This window comes from Phocoenobacter atlanticus subsp. cyclopteri, assembly GCF_018343795.1.
GTDB classification, from domain to species: domain Bacteria; phylum Pseudomonadota; class Gammaproteobacteria; order Enterobacterales; family Pasteurellaceae; genus Phocoenobacter; species Phocoenobacter atlanticus.
In genome coordinates this window covers 2,216,974-2,234,949 of sequence record NZ_CP074346.1, presented here as the reverse complement: position 1 = coordinate 2,234,949, position 17,976 = coordinate 2,216,974, and the positions used below count along the sequence as shown (strand labels likewise).

General features: G+C 32.6%; 14 protein-coding genes and 1 pseudogene. 11 read left to right on the top strand and 4 right to left on the bottom strand.

The window, feature by feature from the left end; translation table 11 throughout:
• The first annotated feature begins 47 nt into the window (after positions 1 to 47).
• Positions 48 to 878 (top strand): cell division protein ZipA, encoded by an 831-nt coding sequence (gene zipA / locus KGI96_RS10745; protein ID WP_211597399.1) that lies wholly within the window; start codon positions 48 to 50, stop codon positions 876 to 878.
• A 414-nt stretch (positions 879 to 1,292) separates the two neighbouring features.
• Here zipA and KGI96_RS10740 read toward each other — a convergent pair whose 3' ends face one another.
• From KGI96_RS10740 to xylA, 4 genes and pseudogenes are all read right to left on the bottom strand, one after another.
• On the bottom strand, positions 1,293 to 2,006 hold the full coding sequence (locus KGI96_RS10740) for a tRNA1(Val) (adenine(37)-N6)-methyltransferase (protein ID WP_211597398.1): 714 nt from the start codon (positions 2,004 to 2,006) through the stop codon (positions 1,293 to 1,295).
• Between the two features lie 298 nt (positions 2,007 to 2,304).
• Positions 2,305 to 2,520 (bottom strand): annotated as a pseudogene (locus KGI96_RS10735) (hypothetical protein); the annotation flags it as partial.
• 100 nt (positions 2,521 to 2,620) lie between these two features.
• Positions 2,621 to 4,066, bottom strand: coding sequence for a xylulokinase (gene xylB, locus KGI96_RS10730; protein ID WP_211597396.1), 1,446 nt, complete (start codon positions 4,064 to 4,066; stop codon positions 2,621 to 2,623).
• Positions 4,067 to 4,146: 80 nt separating this feature from the next.
• Positions 4,147 to 5,466 (bottom strand): xylose isomerase, encoded by a 1,320-nt coding sequence (xylA, locus tag KGI96_RS10725; protein WP_211597413.1) that lies wholly within the window; start codon positions 5,464 to 5,466, stop codon positions 4,147 to 4,149.
• 242 nt (positions 5,467 to 5,708) lie between these two features.
• On the opposite strand from xylA, the gene xylF reads away from it, so the two are divergent.
• The 10 genes from xylF to serA all read left to right on the top strand — a co-directional run bounded on the left by xylF (position 5,709) and on the right by serA (position 17,942).
• Positions 5,709 to 6,707: a D-xylose ABC transporter substrate-binding protein gene (xylF, locus tag KGI96_RS10720; protein WP_211597395.1), complete on the top strand. Its 999-nt coding sequence runs from the start codon at positions 5,709 to 5,711 to the stop codon at positions 6,705 to 6,707.
• Positions 6,708 to 6,760: 53 nt separating this feature from the next.
• Positions 6,761 to 8,272, top strand: coding sequence for a xylose ABC transporter ATP-binding protein (locus KGI96_RS10715; protein WP_211597394.1), 1,512 nt, complete (start codon positions 6,761 to 6,763; stop codon positions 8,270 to 8,272).
• A gap of 2 nt (positions 8,273 to 8,274) precedes the next feature.
• Complete coding sequence (locus tag KGI96_RS10710; RefSeq protein ID WP_211597393.1) at positions 8,275 to 9,405, top strand: sugar ABC transporter permease; 1,131 nt, start codon at positions 8,275 to 8,277, stop codon at positions 9,403 to 9,405.
• A 20-nt stretch (positions 9,406 to 9,425) separates the two neighbouring features.
• Positions 9,426 to 10,622: a MalY/PatB family protein gene (locus KGI96_RS10705; RefSeq protein ID WP_211597392.1), complete on the top strand. Its 1,197-nt coding sequence runs from the start codon at positions 9,426 to 9,428 to the stop codon at positions 10,620 to 10,622.
• Positions 10,606 to 12,015 carry a Na+/H+ antiporter NhaC gene (gene nhaC / locus KGI96_RS10700; protein WP_211597391.1) on the top strand — a complete coding sequence of 470 codons (1,410 nt, stop codon included), beginning with the start codon at positions 10,606 to 10,608 and terminating at the stop codon, positions 12,013 to 12,015. The genes KGI96_RS10705 and nhaC overlap by 17 nt, the downstream gene beginning before the upstream one ends.
• Positions 12,016 to 12,235: 220 nt before the next feature.
• The gene (locus KGI96_RS10695) at positions 12,236 to 13,417 is read left to right on the top strand and encodes a XylR family transcriptional regulator (protein WP_211597390.1); all 1,182 of its coding nucleotides are present in this window, start codon (positions 12,236 to 12,238) and stop codon (positions 13,415 to 13,417) included.
• Between the two features lie 576 nt (positions 13,418 to 13,993).
• On the top strand, positions 13,994 to 14,587 hold the full coding sequence (gene slyD / locus KGI96_RS10690; protein WP_211597389.1) for a peptidylprolyl isomerase: 594 nt from the start codon (positions 13,994 to 13,996) through the stop codon (positions 14,585 to 14,587).
• 10 nt (positions 14,588 to 14,597) lie between these two features.
• The gene (gene glmM / locus KGI96_RS10685) at positions 14,598 to 15,932 is read left to right on the top strand and encodes a phosphoglucosamine mutase (RefSeq protein ID WP_211597388.1); all 1,335 of its coding nucleotides are present in this window, start codon (positions 14,598 to 14,600) and stop codon (positions 15,930 to 15,932) included.
• A 62-nt stretch (positions 15,933 to 15,994) separates the two neighbouring features.
• Complete coding sequence (gene rpiA, locus KGI96_RS10680) at positions 15,995 to 16,654, top strand: ribose-5-phosphate isomerase RpiA (protein WP_211597387.1); 660 nt, start codon at positions 15,995 to 15,997, stop codon at positions 16,652 to 16,654.
• Positions 16,655 to 16,709: 55 nt separating this feature from the next.
• On the top strand, positions 16,710 to 17,942 hold the full coding sequence (gene serA / locus KGI96_RS10675) for a phosphoglycerate dehydrogenase (protein ID WP_211597386.1): 1,233 nt from the start codon (positions 16,710 to 16,712) through the stop codon (positions 17,940 to 17,942).
• Positions 17,943 to 17,976 lie beyond the last annotated feature (34 nt).

The window sequence follows — 17,976 nt, the reverse complement described above, 5'->3', positions numbered from 1 at the left end:
TTCATATCATTTTCCAAAGTACGTACTATAAGACAAAAGAGGATGCAATGGAACTCTCAATTATTTTCTTTATTTTAGCTGGAATACTTATTACATTGTTAATTGGTTATTCAATCTTGTCTTCTCGCAGAGAAAAATCTCATATATTTGAAAATGACTTTGCTAGTCGTCCACAACAACCCATCACACCATTAAATGAACTCTCTTTTTCTCATTTATCTCAAAATGAGAAGTATGACAATGTACAAGATGACACGTCGACAGAACAATTGCCAGAAAACAATGAAGACTCTGCAGTTGAAAAGTCTATCAATAAAATAAAAATACGTTTAAATAATAAAAAAAATGCAAAAGAAAAGCAAAAATCAGAAGAGAGACAATTATCCTTATTTAATACTCAAGACACAATTAAAAATGAGGAAGAAGAGATAGAGGTAGAAAAACAAGCACCAGAGGTAACACAAACTCAAGAGAATACAACAGAAGAGAAAATTATTACCCTTTATCTTGTTGCTCCTGAAAATAAAGAATTTTCTGGTGAAGAAATTGTTCAAAAGCTCGAAGAAATGGGTTTTCAATATGGTGAACATAAAATTTTTCATCGTCATATTGATAACAGTGCGAGTCCAATTATCTTCAGTGTTGCTAATATGATGCAACCTGGGGTATTTGATCTCGATAAAATACACTCATTTTCAACAATTGGTCTTCTCTTTTTTATGTATATTCCATCAGCTGGAAATGATGTTACAAATTTACGATTGATGATCAGCACAGTAGAAAGCTTATCTAAATCACTCGGCGGATTTGTGTTGAATGACCAACAAGCGTTATTTGACAAACAATCTCACTCAGAATACATACGAAGAGTACAATAACGTACAAATGAATTGAGAATTATATTGTTTAAAAAACAGCTCTCTTCAAAATGAATAGTAACATTAAAGAGTAACCTGTTGTTTTAGAATGATTTATTTGTTATTTAAATACTTCATTCTAAAACAATTCTTAGATTTACACAAATTTATCCACAGTAAATGGGGATAAAAAAAGAGTAGCGAAAACTAGCCTGATAGAAACAAAATTAACATCTATCGAAAGCATAATAAATAACCATATTGTAGATCAATTAAACGTGTTGATGATCTTTTAACAAACACCAATAACAAATAAAAAAGAATTTATAAAACAACAGGTTAACACTTATTTTTATTACCTTTCAACAACTATTACGTAGTTATTCACAAAATTATCTACATTTTATGTGAATAAAGATCGCAACTCTCTTTGCATTAAAAATTAAGATAGAATAATTGCGTTATTTTTTTATATTGCTCAGTATATTGATGATTTTCGTCATAAATAGTCAAAAACAAGCGGTCACTTTGTTGAAACTTTTTACAAAAAGTCACAATCATTCGTTTCGGTGGGTTACCTTGCTTCGTTGCAATGTCCCAACGCTCAATGCAATAAAGGTTAATTTCTTTTGCCTCCTCAATTAATTTTTCTGCTACATCAAAAGGTAAAATAAAGGTAATTTTACCTTCTTCAGAAAGTAAATTTTTGGCGTGTTTTAGCCACACAAAATGACTGTGAATGGTCGCACGAGCAAGATCTCGCTCACTACTTTTACTTGCAAGACTATATTCAAAATAAGGAGGATTAGATACAATAAGATCAAATTTTTGGGTAACTTGAAAGTCTAAAAAATCACACAATTTAATAGATAGACGATCTTTCCAAACTGTTTGTTGAATATTTTCAACAGCTTGCTGAAAAGCATTTGGTTCGATCTCCAATGCGGTAATTTGGCAGGTCGTATAAGCGGTACGTTGTGCTAACATAATTGCAATTAGCCCTGTTCCCGTTCCAATATCTAGAATAGATAAAGCACTACCTATATTCGCAATACTTCCCAGTAAAATAGCATCCGTATTCACTTTCATTGCACATTTGTTATGTGCAATAAAAAATTGTTTAAATTGAAATCCGTTAGATTTAGTCATTTTAGTAAATTTTTTGATAGATCGTACCGCTTTGAAATTTAGTATGTAAGGAAAAATCCTCAATTCAAACTCATAAGCGAAGTAATAAAAACGTATAGTGATTTACTATACTTGAAAGCAAATAGATTATATACAAATATTCAAGAATAACAGTCCAAAATCAAACTTGAACAATAATTAATCCAATATAAATCACTCGCTTATTTTATCTGACCATCCAGCTCGTTGTAGTTTGCTTTTTATACTATCTTTGATTGGACTTAAATGAGCTAAATTTACCTTGTTCAATTAAAAATAGCGTATCTCGGCGAGATTTATGATAAAAACTTTCTATTTCTTGCAGTAATTTTTTCTGATTATCTTTTACTTGAAGAACATAATCACCGCCTTTCCAACCTTCGACCTCAGATAAAATTGCAATGACTGTTAGAAATATAATATCAAGTAAATAATGTTTTTTATTAATATGTGAACAAGTATCTTCTAATTGATTAAAATGCTCAATAAATGCCATGTTGCTCTCATTGTAAAAGGAGTATTTGATCATAAATCAAAGCAATATTCAATTAAAGTATGATATTGCCCTGACTAAGACTCACAACTTGGCCAAAAAACTAATTAAACTGCTTTAAAGATTGATATAACGCTATATATTTTTCTTTTTTCTCTTGATACAAATTATGATTATTGATATTTGGTTCATAAATTGTTTCTAAATTTAATGGCTGGCATAAATTAGCCACATCTTCATTTGGATTTAACGCAATTTGTGCAAGTTTTGCAGCACCTAGCGCAGGACCAACATCACCACCTGTGCGATATTCCAATGTTTTTCCCGTAATATCTGCTAATAGCTGTCGCCAATAATGGCTTTTCGCTCCACCGCCAATGAGTGCGATACTTTCTGCTTTTACCCCTGTCTCGTGTAAAACATCAATCCCTTCTGATAACGCAAAACTTACCCCTTCAACTACTGCTTTGGCGAGTGAAATAGGATTTGTATTATGATCTAATCCCCAAAATACGCCTTTTGCATAAGGATCATTATGCGGTGTTCTTTCTCCTGAAAGATAAGGTAAAAATAATAAATCAGACATCGATTCTTGTTCAATTTGTTTAAATAATAATTGAATATCTTGTATATTCGTAATTTTTTGCACCCAATCAACTGCGGATGCTGCACTTAAAATTACCGACATCAAATGCCATCTATTCGGTAATACGTGGCAAAAACTATGTACTGCTTTATGCGGATTACAAGTAAATTTATCCGTTACCACAAAATAAACACCCGATGTACCCAATGATAGCATTGCCTGCCCTGATTTATGTAGCCCAATGCCAACCGCCCCCGCTGCATTATCTCCACCGCCAGCAATAACAGGTACTTCTTTCATCTTCCAGCTTTGAGCAATGTGCTTGTTCAATATCCCTGTAATTTGATTACCTTCAAATAAGGTTGGCATATTTGATAAATCTAAACCACAAGCATTAAGCATATCCCTATTCCATTCTCTTTTTCCTACATCAAGCCACATCGTACCTGCTGCATCAGACATATCAGAAGCATACTCTCCTGTCATCATTAAGCGTAAATAATCTTTAGGAAGCAAAACTTTTGCTATACGATCAAATATTTCTGGTTGATTTTTCTGAACCCATTTCAGCTTTGGTGCTGTAAAACCTGGCATCATTAAATTTCCTGTAATATCACAAGAATTTTTAACCGCTAGCTCCAACTCTTTACACTCTGCTGCACTACGCCCATCATTCCACAAAATAGCAGGGGATAAGATTTTATTATTTTTATCTAATAGTGTTGCACCGTGCATTTGACCTGTAAGCCCTATCGCTTTCACACTACTCAAATTATGTTTTGTTGATAATTCCAACATTGCTTGATGTGTTGCTTGCCACCAATCATCAGGGTTTTGTTCAGACCAAAGCGGTTGTGGGCGAGAAATGGAAAGGGAACGATGAGATGTTGCAATAATATTTTGCTCCTCATCAAGTAAAAAAACTTTTACTCCAGATGTACCAAGATCGATTCCAATATACATAAGATTTCCTTATTTTAAGATATACAAGCGGTCATTTATTTTGTAAAAAATACAAATAAAATTACCGCTTGTCTATTTGATTATTTATAAATATAAGCATTTACTCTATTTTCTAAATACTCTTGTTGTCCTGATAGAGGTTTGGGATCTAAACCAGTATCTTCAACAAGTTTAGCTAAATCTTGTAGTGAAACTTGTTTGTTTAAGATCTGTTTACCTAATTCAGAATCCCATTTAGCATAACGTTTTTCTACAATAGTTTGCAATACCTGATCTTCAAACATTTTTGCGGCACGTTTTAAAGAAAGGGCTAACGTATCCATACCACCAATATGGGCGTGGAATAAATCATAAGGATCAATACTTTGACGATGAATTCTTGCATCAAAATTAAATCCACCCGTAGTAAACCCTCCATATTTTAGGATTTCATACATAATTAAAGTATTTTCTTCAACACTATTTGGGAATTGATCGGTATCCCAACCCAATTGAGCATCACCACGATTAGCATCAATAGAACCAAAAATGCCTAACGCACAAGCTGTTGCAATTTCGTGATGGAAAGAATGTCCTGCTAATGTTGCGTGGTTTGCTTCAATATTAACTTTCACTTCTTTTTCTAAGCCATAGTCTTTTAGGAAACCATACACCGTTGCAGTATCATAATCATATTGATGTTTGGTTGGCTCTTGTGGTTTTGGTTCAATCAATATCGTGCCATCAAACCCAATTTTATGCTTATGCTCCACAACCATTTGGATTAATCGCCCAAGTTGTTCACGCTCTTTTTTCAAATCCGTATTTAATAATGTTTGATAACCTTCTCGCCCACCCCATAATACATAATTAGCACCACCTAAACGCTTAGTTGCATTCATCGCCGTAAAAATTTGAGTTGCAGCACAAACAAACACTTCGGGATTCGGATTTGTTGCTGCTCCAGCTAAATAACGAGGGTTTGAAAAACAATTTGCTGTTCCCCATAATAATTTTACACCTGTTTCAGCCTGTTTCTTTTCTAAAATATCAACCATTGTACTAATATTATAAAAATACTCTTTAAATGAATGACCTTCTGGTGCAATATCTGTATCGTGGAAACAGTAATAAGGTACACCTAATTTAGTAAAAAACTCAAATGCTACCTCTGCTTTCTGCTTTGCTCCTTCGAGAAGATCACTATTTTTTTGCCAATAACGATCGAGTGAACCTGAACCAAAAACATCTGTTCCCCCCCAACAGAATGTATGCCAATAACAAACCGCAAAACGTAAATGTTCTGCCATTGTTTTACCTAAAATGATTTGATCTGGATTATAGTGTTTGAAAGCAAAAGGATTGCTAGATTGCTCCCCTTCATATTTTACTTTCTCAATTTTATCAAAGTAACTCATTATAAATACTCCTCTTTTATGACGAAATAACAAGCAGGATTATTTATTAAAAATATTGAGTAAACAATTACGTTTTTTTATTTATGAATTAAGATCTTTGTTTATTGTGTAATAGATCACAAAAACAAAAAAACGTAATTTGATTATAAATTACTATAATTGTTTTTATTTGGTTCTATCGTAATAATTGCTTTGAGTATAAAAAACTCCATTGTAATCCATTTATTTATAGAGGAATAACTATTATGAAATTTAAACATATTTTTATAGCAATGATGGCAAGTGTTACGATTTTTAGTAATAGTGCATTATCTAATAACTTAAAAATCGGAATGTCAATTGATGATTTAAGATTAGAAAGATGGCAAAAAGATAGAGATATTTTTGTGAAAAAAGCCAACGAATTAGGTGCAGAAGTTTTAGTTCAATCTGCTAATGGTGATGATTACAAACAAATTTCACAAATTGAAAATATGATCAATAAAAATATTGATGTATTAGTTATTATTCCACACAACGGCGATGTTCTAAGTAATGTTATTGCTGAAGCTAAACGTGAAGGTATTAAAGTCCTCGCTTATGATCGTCTTATTAATAATGCTGAACTTGATTTTTATATTTCATTTGATAATGAAAAAGTCGGTGAATTACAAGCAAAAAGTATTATTAAAGCAAAACCAGAAGGTAATTATTTCTTAATGGGTGGTTCACCTGTTGATAATAATGCAAAACTATTTAGAAAAGGACAAATGAAAGTATTACAACCATTAATTGATAGTGGAAAAATTAAAGTGATTGGTGATCAATGGGTTGATTCTTGGTTAGCAGAAAAAGCATTACAGATAATGGAAAATGTACTTACTGCAAATAAAAATAATATTGATGCTGTTGTCGCTTCCAATGACGCAACAGCAGGTGGGGCTATTCAAGCATTAATAGCACAAGGATTATCTGGAAAAGTCGCAATATCAGGTCAAGATGCAGATTTAGCTGCAATTAAACGAATTATTGCAGGAACACAAACAATGACTGTCTATAAACCTATTAATAATTTAGCAAATACAGCAGCCGAAATTGCTATTGCATTAGGGAATGATAAAAATCCTAAAGCAAATGCTGAATTAAATAATGGGTTAAAAAATGTGCCTTCCTATTTACTCGATCCTATTTCTGTTGATAAAACTAATATCAAAGAAACAATAATAAAAGATGGTTTCCATACAGAAGAAAGTATTTATAAATAATAAATATAAGGGATATTAGTAACTAATATCCCTATCCAGTCGGAGCAGTTATTATGACTAAATTATTAGAAATGAAAAATATTACTAAGAAATTTGGTGATGTTATTGCATTAAATAATATTTCAATCTCTTTATCTAAAGGTGAAATACTCTCTTTATGTGGAGAAAATGGTTCTGGAAAATCAACACTGATGAAAGTGCTATGCGGCATTTATCCGTATGGTGAATATGATGGAGAAATTTATTTTTCTAACCATAAGTTAGAACCTAAAAACATTAAAGATACTGAAGAAAAAGGGATTTCTATTATTCATCAAGAATTAACGTTAGTTAAAAATATGTCTGTTGTTGAAAATATCTTTTTAGGAAATGAAATATCAAACAATGGCATTACTGATGACAATCAGATGTATCTTAAATGTAAAAAATTACTACAATCTGTAGAACTTAATATAGATCCTAATACTAAAGTTGGAGAATTAGGTATTGGTCAACAACAATTAGTTGAAATTGCTAAAGCATTAAATAAAAAAGTACAACTATTAATTTTAGATGAACCGACCTCTTCTTTAACAGAAAAAGAAACTAAAGTATTACTTAATTTAATTAAAAATTTAAAAGTACACAATATCGCTTGTATTTACATATCTCATAAACTAAATGAAGTAAAAGAAATTTCAGATAATATTTGTATTATTCGAGATGGAGAACATATAGGAACATACTCAATGGCAGCTATGTCAGAAGATGACATTATTACCAAAATGGTTGGACGTGAAATTACCTCCCTTTATCCACGTGAAGAGCATCAAATAGGGGAAGAAATTCTTCGTATAGAAAATCTTACGGCTTATCATCCGATTAATACGCACATCAAACGTCTTGATCACATCAATTTTAATCTCTGTTCTGGAGAAATTTTAGGGATTGCAGGGCTTGTTGGTTCTAGGCGTACCGAAATGGCTCAATGTATATTTGGGTCGTATGAAGGTAAATATAATGGTGATATTCTTATTGATAACCAGAAAGTAACAATCAAAAACTGCTCACAAGCAATTAAACATAAAATTGTAATGGTACCTGAAGATCGTAAGAAACACGGAATTATCTCTATTATGGAGGTGGGCAAAAATATTACTCTTTCTTCTCTTAAAGAATATAGTTTTAAAAATATTATTAATAACGCAAAAGAAGAAACAGTAATTCAAAACTCAATTGAAAAATTAAAAGTAAAGACATCTTCCCCCAAATTAGCCATTGGTCGATTAAGTGGTGGAAATCAACAAAAAGCAATTTTAGCTAAATGTTTATTATTAAATCCAAATATTCTTATTTTAGATGAGCCAACAAGAGGAATTGATGTTGGTGCTAAATATGAAATCTATAAATTAATTTATCAGTTAGCCCAAAAAGGTATTGGTATCATTGTTATATCTTCAGAATTACCAGAAGTTTTAGGTATTAGTGATCGTATTCTCGTAATGCACGAAGGGCAAATCAAAGCGAATTTAATTAATCATAATCTAACACAAGAAAAAGTGATGGAAGCGGCACTTAAGGAGTAATTATGTTTTCTAAATTTAAATCTATTAATTTACAACTTTATATGATGTTAATTTCTATTATAGTGGTTATATTATTTTTCTCTTTAGCTACTGATGGTGCTTATTTAAGTGCAAGAAATATTTCTAACTTATTACGTCAAACATCTATTACTGGTATATTAGCTATTGGTATGGTATTTGTAATTATATCAGCAGAAATTGACCTTTCTGTTGGATCATTAATGGGATTATTAGGTGGTTTTGCTGCTATTGCTGATGTATGGTGGAGCTGGCCATTACCTTTAACTATTATGGTAACACTCTGCTTAGGATTATTATTTGGTTCGTGGAATGGTTGGTGGGTAGCATACCGTAAAGTTCCTTCATTCATCGTAACACTAGCTGGTTATCTTGCATTTAGAGGAATGCTAATTGGATTAACAAATGGAACAACTATAGCTCCTATTAGTAAAGAAATGACAGTTATTGGGCAAAGTTATTTATCTGATATAACAGGAATAGTTGTTGGTACTGTCGCTATTCTTATTTTTTTTGTATGGGGAGCTTATCAACGTAAAGCACGTAAAAATCTAAATTTAAACATTGATACTCTCTCAAATAGTATTCTAAAAAATGGGCTTTTTACAGTTATAGTTCTAGGATTAATTTTATTACTTAATAACTATCGAGGTATTCCACTCCCTGTCATTTTATTAATTATTCTGACTATCATTGGTATGTTTATTGCGACAAAAACAGTATTTGGACGTCATATTTATTCAATAGGTGGCAATATAGATGCAGCAAGACTATCCGGTATTAATGTAGAAAAAATTAAATTAATTGTTTTTTCTCTTAATGGATTAATGGCGGCAGTTGCAGGACTAATTTTAAGTGCGAGATTAGGGGCAGGTTCACCATCAGCTGGACAAAATGCAGAATTAGATGCTATCGCGGCTTGTGTAATTGGTGGAGCAAGCTTAGCTGGTGGTATTGGTAGCGTTTATGGCGTTATTATCGGGGCTTTAATTATTGCTGCCATTGATAATGGAATGAGTATGTTAGATGTACCAACATTCTGGCAATACATTGTTAAAGGAAGCATCCTACTATTAGCAGTTTGGGCAGACACCATGAGCAAGAAGAAAATGTAACTACATTTTAGGGGATTAATATGAACAAAATAAATTTTGATTACTTAATCGATCGGTCAAATAATTATAGTGCAAAGTGGAATTTGGCAGATACTCATTTAGATCAAAAAATTATTCCAATGTCTGTGGCTGATATGGATCTACCTGCCCCCCAAGAAGTTGTAGATATTTTGGAACAATCTAATAATGGGATTTATGGATATACAGTTATCCCTGATACTTATTATACAGTGGTCAAAAATTATATTTTTAGACATTATGATTATGACGTAGATATAGAAGACATTGTTTTTTGTCCTAGAATAATTCAAGCAATCTCTATTTACATACGAGAATTTACCAAAGAAGGAGATAGTATAGGGATTTTTACTCCCTCTTATCACCCAATATTAAATATCATATCTTTAAATAATAGATATGTTAATCGCTGTCAATTAGATTATAGCGGTGATAATTATGTAATAAATTTCAATAAATTAGAAGAATGTTTTAAAACCTCTAAAGTGTTTCTTCTCATTTCCCCACATAATCCAACAGGTAAAGTATGGACTCAAGATGAATTGTATAAAATAGCAAAATTAGCCGAAAAATATCAAGTATTTTTAATTTCAGATGATGTTCATTCAGATTTTGAGTTTTCTAGTAAACATATTTTTATATCTTCATTAAATAGCTATGTGAAAGAACACTCACTTATATGCACATCACCTGCTAAAACATTTAATATTCCCGGATTAGAAGTCGCTAATATCATTCTTCATAACAATGAAATAAAAGAAAAATTTAAGTCAATAATGTTAGCTTTAGGTATGCATAACCCTAATTATTTTTCCATCCCTGCAATAATGACCGCATATACGGATTGTGATTATTGGTTATGTGAATTAAAAAAATATATACAGGAGAATAAATCAATCACAAGAAATTTTTTGAAAAAAGAAATTCCTGAACTTGTCGTTACCGATAGTGATGGAACGTATTTAATGTGGATCAATTATGAGAAATTAAACATTGATGAAGAAAAATTGCAATATTGGTTTTTAAAATTATCTGGCATAGAAATATGTTTAGGAAGCGAGTTTGGTTATGAAGGACAAAACTTCTTCAGAATAAATGTAGCAATGCCTAGATTTCTTTTAAAAGACTGTTTAATGAAAATTAAAGAAAGTTTTGTTTTACTACAAAAAAGAGGATTTAATTATGAACAATCAAACTAAAACACCAACATTATTAGTAGCACTTTCCCCAATATTGGTAATGCTATTTTTACTTGGTTTTGGATATGCATTATTTAATTTACCTGCAGAACCATTAATGGTTATATCTTGTATATTTGCAGGGATATTAGTTAAGTATCTAGGATTCTCATATCAAGATATATTAAGTTCTATCGCTGAAAAAATTGCTAAGACTATGCCTGCATTACTTATCTTAATTACCGTAGGGTTATTGATTGGCACTTGGATCGCAGGTGGCACAATACCAATGATGATTTATTATGGATTAAAAATAATAGATCCACAGTATATCTATATCACAGCATTAGGATTAACATCAATAGTTTCCGTCTGTACAGGTACTTCTTGGGGATCTGCAGGTACTGTTGGTGTTGCTTTTATGGGCGTAGCGGTAGGATTAGATGCGAATTTAGCAGCGACCGCAGGGGCTGTTGTTGCAGGGGCTTATTTTGGTGATAAATTATCCCCATTATCAGATACAACAAATATTGCATCAACAGCAGCCGGTGTTGATTTATATGAGCATATTGCACATTTACTTTACACAACCCTGCCATCTTTTATATTAGCAGCTGTTGTATATATAATATATGGAATGAGCGGAGATTTTCATAGTGTAGAAACGCCTGAAAAAGTATTAGGAATGATATCAGGATTAGAAAATATATATCATTTTAATATTTTCTTCTTAATGATTCCTGTCATTATTATTTTATGGGGTTCTATAACGAAGAAACCAACTATTCCTGTTATGCTACTTTCTGCCACTGTTGCGGTCATAAATGCTATTTTTATTCAAAACTTTGCTTTACACGATGTAATCAATAGTGCTGTTAATGGATTTAATGTTTCTATGATACCTAGTGATATGAATGTAAATGCAGATCTTGCTAAATTATTGAATAGAGGAGGAATGAACTCAATGATGGGAACATTACTTATCTGTTTCTGTGCATTATCTTTTGCAGGTATTTTATCATTAAGCGGTGCATTAGAAGTGATTATTCAAAGTCTATTACGTTTAGTCAAATCAACTGCTTCACTTATTTTTGCAACAATATTGTGTGGATTAACTATGATAGGAGTAACTTGTAATGGTCAAATATCTATATTGATCCCAGGTGAAATGCTAAGAAAAGCGTATATTGATAGAGGATTACATCCTAAAAATTTAAGTCGAACAGCAGAAGATTCTGCAACCATTATTGAACCTATCTTACCTTGGACTGCTGCAGGTGCATATATGGCAGGTACGTTAGGCATTCCTACCTTATCATATTTACCTTGGGCAATATTATGCTGGAGTGGAATTGTGTTTGCAATGCTTTGGGGTATTACCGGCTTCGGTATTGCCAAATTAAATAAAAACTAAGGTTTAAATACCTAGTATAGAGACGTGGTTCACATACTACGTCTCTACAAATATACTTGAAAATCAATGGATTATTATTTTCTAACTCTATAAAAATCATTTCCTACTCATCATTTTTATGGCATTATTCAGTTAATACAGTCTTTACCAGATCAATTTTAATTATCTAACTTATTGTAATTTCAAATTAAAATATAAATTTATGAAGGAGTAAAGAAAAATGAAAGAACAAAAAACCTACTGTATTACACTCCTATTTAACGCAAATAAAGTTTATGATCGTCAGATAATTGAAGGGGTTGGGCAATATTTACAAGCATCTCAATGTAATTGGAATATTTTTATAGAAGATAATTTTATTTATCAAAAAGATATTTTAGAAGATATTTCTATTGATGGTATTATTGCTGATTTTGATGATTCAGAAACAGCAAATAAATTACTAAAATTTAATCAAATTCCTACCATTGCTGTTGGTAGTTCATATAAAGATCCGTCTTTATATCCTGATATTCCATACGTTGCTACTGATAATAATGATTTAGTTGAAGCTGCATTTTTACATTTAAGACAAAAAGGTATTTCTAATTTTGCTTTTTATGGAATGATACCGCCTAAAAATGGCAAACATTGGTCTATTGAACGACAGAACACTTTTGTTGAATTAATGAATAAATATAAATATCCAAATAATATTATTTATCAGGGTGAAAATATTACTTCTAAAAACTGGCTCTTTGCCCAACAAAATTTACAAGAATGGATTAAAACCCTACCTGCTCATACAGGTATAATTGCGGTAACAGATGCGAGAGCAAGACACCTCTTACAAGCTTGCGAATATTTGAATATCGCCGTTCCCGATCAATTATGTATTATTGGTATTGATAATGAAGAACTTATACAACATTTATCAAGAGTTTCACTATCTTCTGTGATGCAAGGCACAAGACAAATTGGCTATCAAGCGGCTAAATTACTTGATAATTTATTAAACAATAAACCTATTAGTAAAAAACCAATTTTAATACCATCAATAAAAGTGGTAGAACGAAGATCAACTGATTACCGTTCTTTAAAAGATCCTTTTGTGATACAAGCAATGCACTTTATCCGTCACAATGCTTGTAAAAGAATTAAGGTTGAACAGGTTCTCGATCACTTACGTATTTCTCGTTCTAATTTAGAAAACCGTTTTAAGATAGATATGAAAAAAACTATTCATCAAGCTATTTATGATGAAAAACTAAAAAGAGCCATTGATTTACTCTGTTTCACAAATATGTCAATACAGGAAATTACTGAGATCTGTGGTTATCCATCTGTTCAATATTTTTATTTTATTTTTAAAAAAGAGTATAAAAAGACACCAAAAGAATTTAAAAATATGATGCTTAACTAATTGAATATTAGATAGTTTACCTTTCAGGATAACTGCATACTTTGTATATACATCACTCAACCACACCAAAAATGATCTCAAATATCATTGATAAAATTAATAAAAACATTATTTAACTTTTCTGGATTTATATATTTGACAATAGTGAAATCAATAGAAATACTCTTGTCAAAAAACCTATATTTTTGTAACTATTTTACATTTTATTGACCAAACTGATAAGTTTCACTCTACCTTTTTCACCTGATACTACAACACTTATTGCAAGAAGAGAATATCTAAAAAATTATGTTTTTTATTTAAGTGAATTCGTTTTTATACCTATTTATTATTTACTCAATAAGCACTATTAGATCATATTTTTAAGGAAAGTGTACTCTTGCTCTGAAATTCATAGATTAAATGATAAAAACGTATAGTGATTTACTATACTTGAAAGCAAATAGATTATATACAAATATTCAAAAATTAGAAAAATACAGATTTTTTCAAAGAGAATTTTTTCATTTTTTATTCTCTAATGGTCATTAAAACGTTACAATAGACACAATTTTTACTTAAATAAAGGAATCCCTAATGAAAATTACTAAAAATACTGTACCAAGCATTGCTTACCAAGTTCGTACCCAAGAAGGTGTGTTAGTTGATGAAGCACCCGTTAATCAACCATTAGACTATTTACACGGTCATCAGAACCTTGTGATTGGTTTAGAAAATGCATTAGAAGGTAAAGCGGTAGGCGATACATTTGAAGTGCGTGTAAAACCAGAAGAAGGTTATGGCGAATACAATGAAGATATGGTGCAACGTGTACCAAAAGATGTATTCCAAGGCGTTGATGAATTAGAAGTAGGAATGCGTTTTATCGCAGATACGGATATTGGTCCATTACCTGTTGTGATTACTGAAGTAGATGAAACCGAAGTGGTGGTTGATGGTAACCATATGTTAGCAGGACAAGAATTATTATTCAGCGTTGAAATCGTATCAGTGCGTGCAGCAACAGAAGAAGAAATGGCTCACGGTCATATTCATCAACACGATGGCTGTTGTGGACACGATCACGATGAAGAAGAACACGAATGTTGTGGTGGACACGGTCATTGCCACAGTGATGAAGAAAAGAAAGATAAAAAAGAAGGTCGCTGTGGTTGTGGTCACAAACACTAAGGACTAGAAAATGGCAGAACGTAAATATTTTGGAACAGATGGTATTCGTGGCAAAGTTGGGCAATATCCTATCACGCCAAAGTTCATCTTAAAATTAGGTTGGGCTGCGGGCAAAGTATTAGCCAATCAAGGTTCAAAGCGAATTTTAATTGGTAAAGATACTCGTATTTCAGGTTATATGATTGAAGCAGCATTGGAAGCGGGGCTTTCAGCAGCAGGGCTTTCTGTGGCATTTACCGGTCCTATGCCAACCCCTGCGATTGCGTATTTAACCCGCACTTTTCGTGCCGAAGCAGGAATTGTGATTTCAGCGTCCCATAACCCTTATGATGATAACGGAATTAAATTCTTCTCATCAAATGGCGAGAAATTACCTGATGAAGTGGAAGAAGCAATCGAGGCGATGCTTGATGAACCAATGGATTGTGTGGAATCAGCACAGCTTGGAATGGCAAGCCGTATCACGGATGCCACTGGACGTTATATTGAATACTGCAAAAGTACTTTCCCTTCTCACTTAAATTTAAGTGCGTATAAAATTGTGGTGGATTGTGCGAACGGTGCAACCTACCACATCGCACCAAATGTAATGCGTGAGCTTGGTGCAGAAGTGATTGAAATTGGTACTAAGCCAAATGGTATGAATATCAATAAAGGCGTGGGTGCAACAGATATTAAGCAACTACAAGAAACTGTACTTGAACATAAAGCCGATCTTGGTTTAGCTTATGATGGCGATGGCGATCGCTTGATTATGGTGGATCATCTAGGCAATAAAATTGATGGCGACCAAATTATCTTTATTATTGCTCGTGAAGCATTGCGTGCGGGTAAATTAAAAGGGGGCGTTGTCGGTACATTGATGAGTAATATGAGCTTAGAGAATGCACTGCGTACCCTTGCTATCCCCTTTGTGCGTGCCAAAGTGGGTGACCGTTATGTTTTAGAACAGTTAAAAGAAAAAGGCTGGACATTAGGTGCAGAAAACTCAGGGCATATTATTATCTTAGATAAAAATACCACTGGGGACGGCATTGTGGCTTCATTAGAAGTATTAGCGGCAATGGCGGCTCAAAAACTGAGTTTAAATGAACTTGCTGAGGCAGTACCACTTTATCCGCAAGAGCTTATCAACATCAAGTTTAGTGGCGATAATGATCCACTTGTAAGCGAAGAAGTACAAAAAGTGACACAAGATGTGGAGCAACGCTTAAAAGGGAAAGGGCGAGTATTATTGCGTAAATCAGGCACTGAACCGTTAATTCGTGTAATGGTTGAATGTGCTGATGGCGAGCTTGCTCACTGCTGTGCAACTGAAATTGCAGAAGCAGTAAAACGTAATTAGTCATTTTATTTGGTAGATACTATTAAGAAAATTTAATTTATTACATTTAGAGATTAGAAATAATGGATCAACTTTCAATGAAAAAACAAGCAGCAAAAACTGCTCTAAAGTATGTCAAACCAGAAACTATTATTGGTGTTGGTAGTGGCTCAACCGTAAATTGTTTTATTGAAGCATTAGGCTCTATGAAAGATCAAATCAAAGGTGCTGTTGCCGCTTCAAAAGAGTCAGAAAAACGCTTACGTGAATTAGGTATTGAAGTCTTTGATGCCAACCAAGTATCTAGCCTTGACGTGTATATTGATGGGGCTGATGAAATTACACCACAAGGTTATATGATCAAAGGAGGCGGTGCAGCCTTAACCCGTGAAAAAATTGTAAGCTCATTAGCGAAAAAATTTATTTGTATTGTGGATAAATCTAAACAAGTAGATGTATTAGGTTCAACCTTTGCGTTACCTGTTGAAGTTATTCCAATGGCACGTTCTTATGTTGCTCGTCAGCTTGTTGCTTTGGGTGGTTCACCTGAATATCGAGAAGGTGTGGTAACGGATAATGGTAATGTAATTTTAGATGTCTATAATTTCAATATTATTGAACCGCTTAAAATGGAACATACGATTAACAATATCGCTGGTGTGGTTACGAACGGTATCTTTGCACAACGTTTTGCAAACATCACCATTGTCGGCTCACCAGAAGGTGCAAGAATTATTGAATAAGCGGTCAGATTATTATAAAAATTTTAAATATAAATACAACAGGAAGTAATAAATAATGACAACTCATATTTCTTTAGATAAATCAAAAATTAAATTTGTGTTACTTGAAGGCGTTCATAAAAATGCTATTGAAGTGCTAAAATCATCAGGCTATCACAATATCCACAATTATAAAGGAGCACTTGATGGCGATGAATTGGTTAATGCTATCAAAGACGCTCACTTTGTAGGTATTCGTTCTCGGACTTATTTAACTGCAGAGGTACTATCTCAAGCAACTAAACTGGTTGCTATTGGCTGTTTTTGTATTGGTACCAACCAAGTGGATATGAATGCAGCAAAAACACTAGGAATTCCTGTTTTTAACGCACCATTTTCAAATACTCGTTCTGTTGCAGAACTGGTACTCGCAGAAATTATTTTATTAATGCGTAAAGCTGCTCAAGCGAATATGGAAGTACATAGAGGAGAATGGAATAAATCTGCCGAAGGCTCAAATGAAGTACGTAATAAAAAATTAGGTATCATTGGATATGGTCATATTGGCTCACAATTAAGTGTAATCGCCGAATCTATTGGAATGCAAGTTTATTTTTATGATATAGAAAACAAACTCCCTCTAGGTAATGCACAACAAGTACATAATTTAGATGAATTATTGTCATTTTGTGATGTTATTTCTCTTCACGTACCTGAGAACAATTCTACTAAAAATATGATTGATGCTCAGTGTCTTAAAAAACTAAAAGAGGGTGCAGTTTTAATCAATGCCGCACGAGGAACCGTCGTTGATATTAATGCTCTTGCTGAAGCTTTAAAATCTGGAAAATTACGAGGTGCTGCTGTCGATGTATTCCCTATTGAACCCGCATCAAAAGATGAGTGCTTCACTTCACCATTATGCCAGTTTGATAATGTTATTCTTACTCCTCATATTGGTGGTTCAACAACAGAAGCACAAGCCAATATTGGTACGGAAGTCGCCAATAAATTTGTGAAATACTCTGATAATGGCTCTACTCTATCAGCGGTTAATTTTCCTGCTGTTTCCTTACCATCACACAACGGAGCGAAAAGATTATTGCATATTCATACAAATAAACCTGGTGTAATGAATCAGATTAACCAAGTATTTGTTAATGCAAATATGAATATTGCAGCACAATATTTACAAACTGATGCTGAAATTGGCTATGTTGTTATAGATGTTGAATCTGATGATGTAACCGAAATACTTGCTCAATTAAAAGCAATTGATGGAACAATAAAAGCAAGAGTATTACACTAGTTAAAATCAATAAAAAAAATTTTAAATTATACAA

Excerpts from the sequence above, each read along its gene's own strand:
- zipA (WP_211597399.1), top strand. The coding sequence starts at position 48 with ATGGAACTCTCAATTATTTTCTTTATTTTAGCTGGAATACTTATTACA.
- KGI96_RS10740 (WP_211597398.1), bottom strand. The coding sequence starts at position 2,006 with ATGACTAAATCTAACGGATTTCAATTTAAACAATTTTTTATTGCACAT.
- xylB (WP_211597396.1), bottom strand. The coding sequence starts at position 4,066 with ATGTATATTGGAATCGATCTTGGTACATCTGGAGTAAAAGTTTTTTTA.
- xylF (WP_211597395.1), top strand. The coding sequence starts at position 5,709 with ATGAAATTTAAACATATTTTTATAGCAATGATGGCAAGTGTTACGATT.
- KGI96_RS10715 (WP_211597394.1), top strand. The coding sequence starts at position 6,761 with ATGACTAAATTATTAGAAATGAAAAATATTACTAAGAAATTTGGTGAT.
- KGI96_RS10710 (WP_211597393.1), top strand. The coding sequence starts at position 8,275 with ATGTTTTCTAAATTTAAATCTATTAATTTACAACTTTATATGATGTTA.
- KGI96_RS10705 (WP_211597392.1), top strand. The coding sequence starts at position 9,426 with ATGAACAAAATAAATTTTGATTACTTAATCGATCGGTCAAATAATTAT.
- nhaC (WP_211597391.1), top strand. The coding sequence starts at position 10,606 with ATGAACAATCAAACTAAAACACCAACATTATTAGTAGCACTTTCCCCA.
- KGI96_RS10695 (WP_211597390.1), top strand. The coding sequence starts at position 12,236 with ATGAAAGAACAAAAAACCTACTGTATTACACTCCTATTTAACGCAAAT.
- slyD (WP_211597389.1), top strand. The coding sequence starts at position 13,994 with ATGAAAATTACTAAAAATACTGTACCAAGCATTGCTTACCAAGTTCGT.
- glmM (WP_211597388.1), top strand. The coding sequence starts at position 14,598 with ATGGCAGAACGTAAATATTTTGGAACAGATGGTATTCGTGGCAAAGTT.
- rpiA (WP_211597387.1), top strand. The coding sequence starts at position 15,995 with ATGGATCAACTTTCAATGAAAAAACAAGCAGCAAAAACTGCTCTAAAG.
- serA (WP_211597386.1), top strand. The coding sequence starts at position 16,710 with ATGACAACTCATATTTCTTTAGATAAATCAAAAATTAAATTTGTGTTA.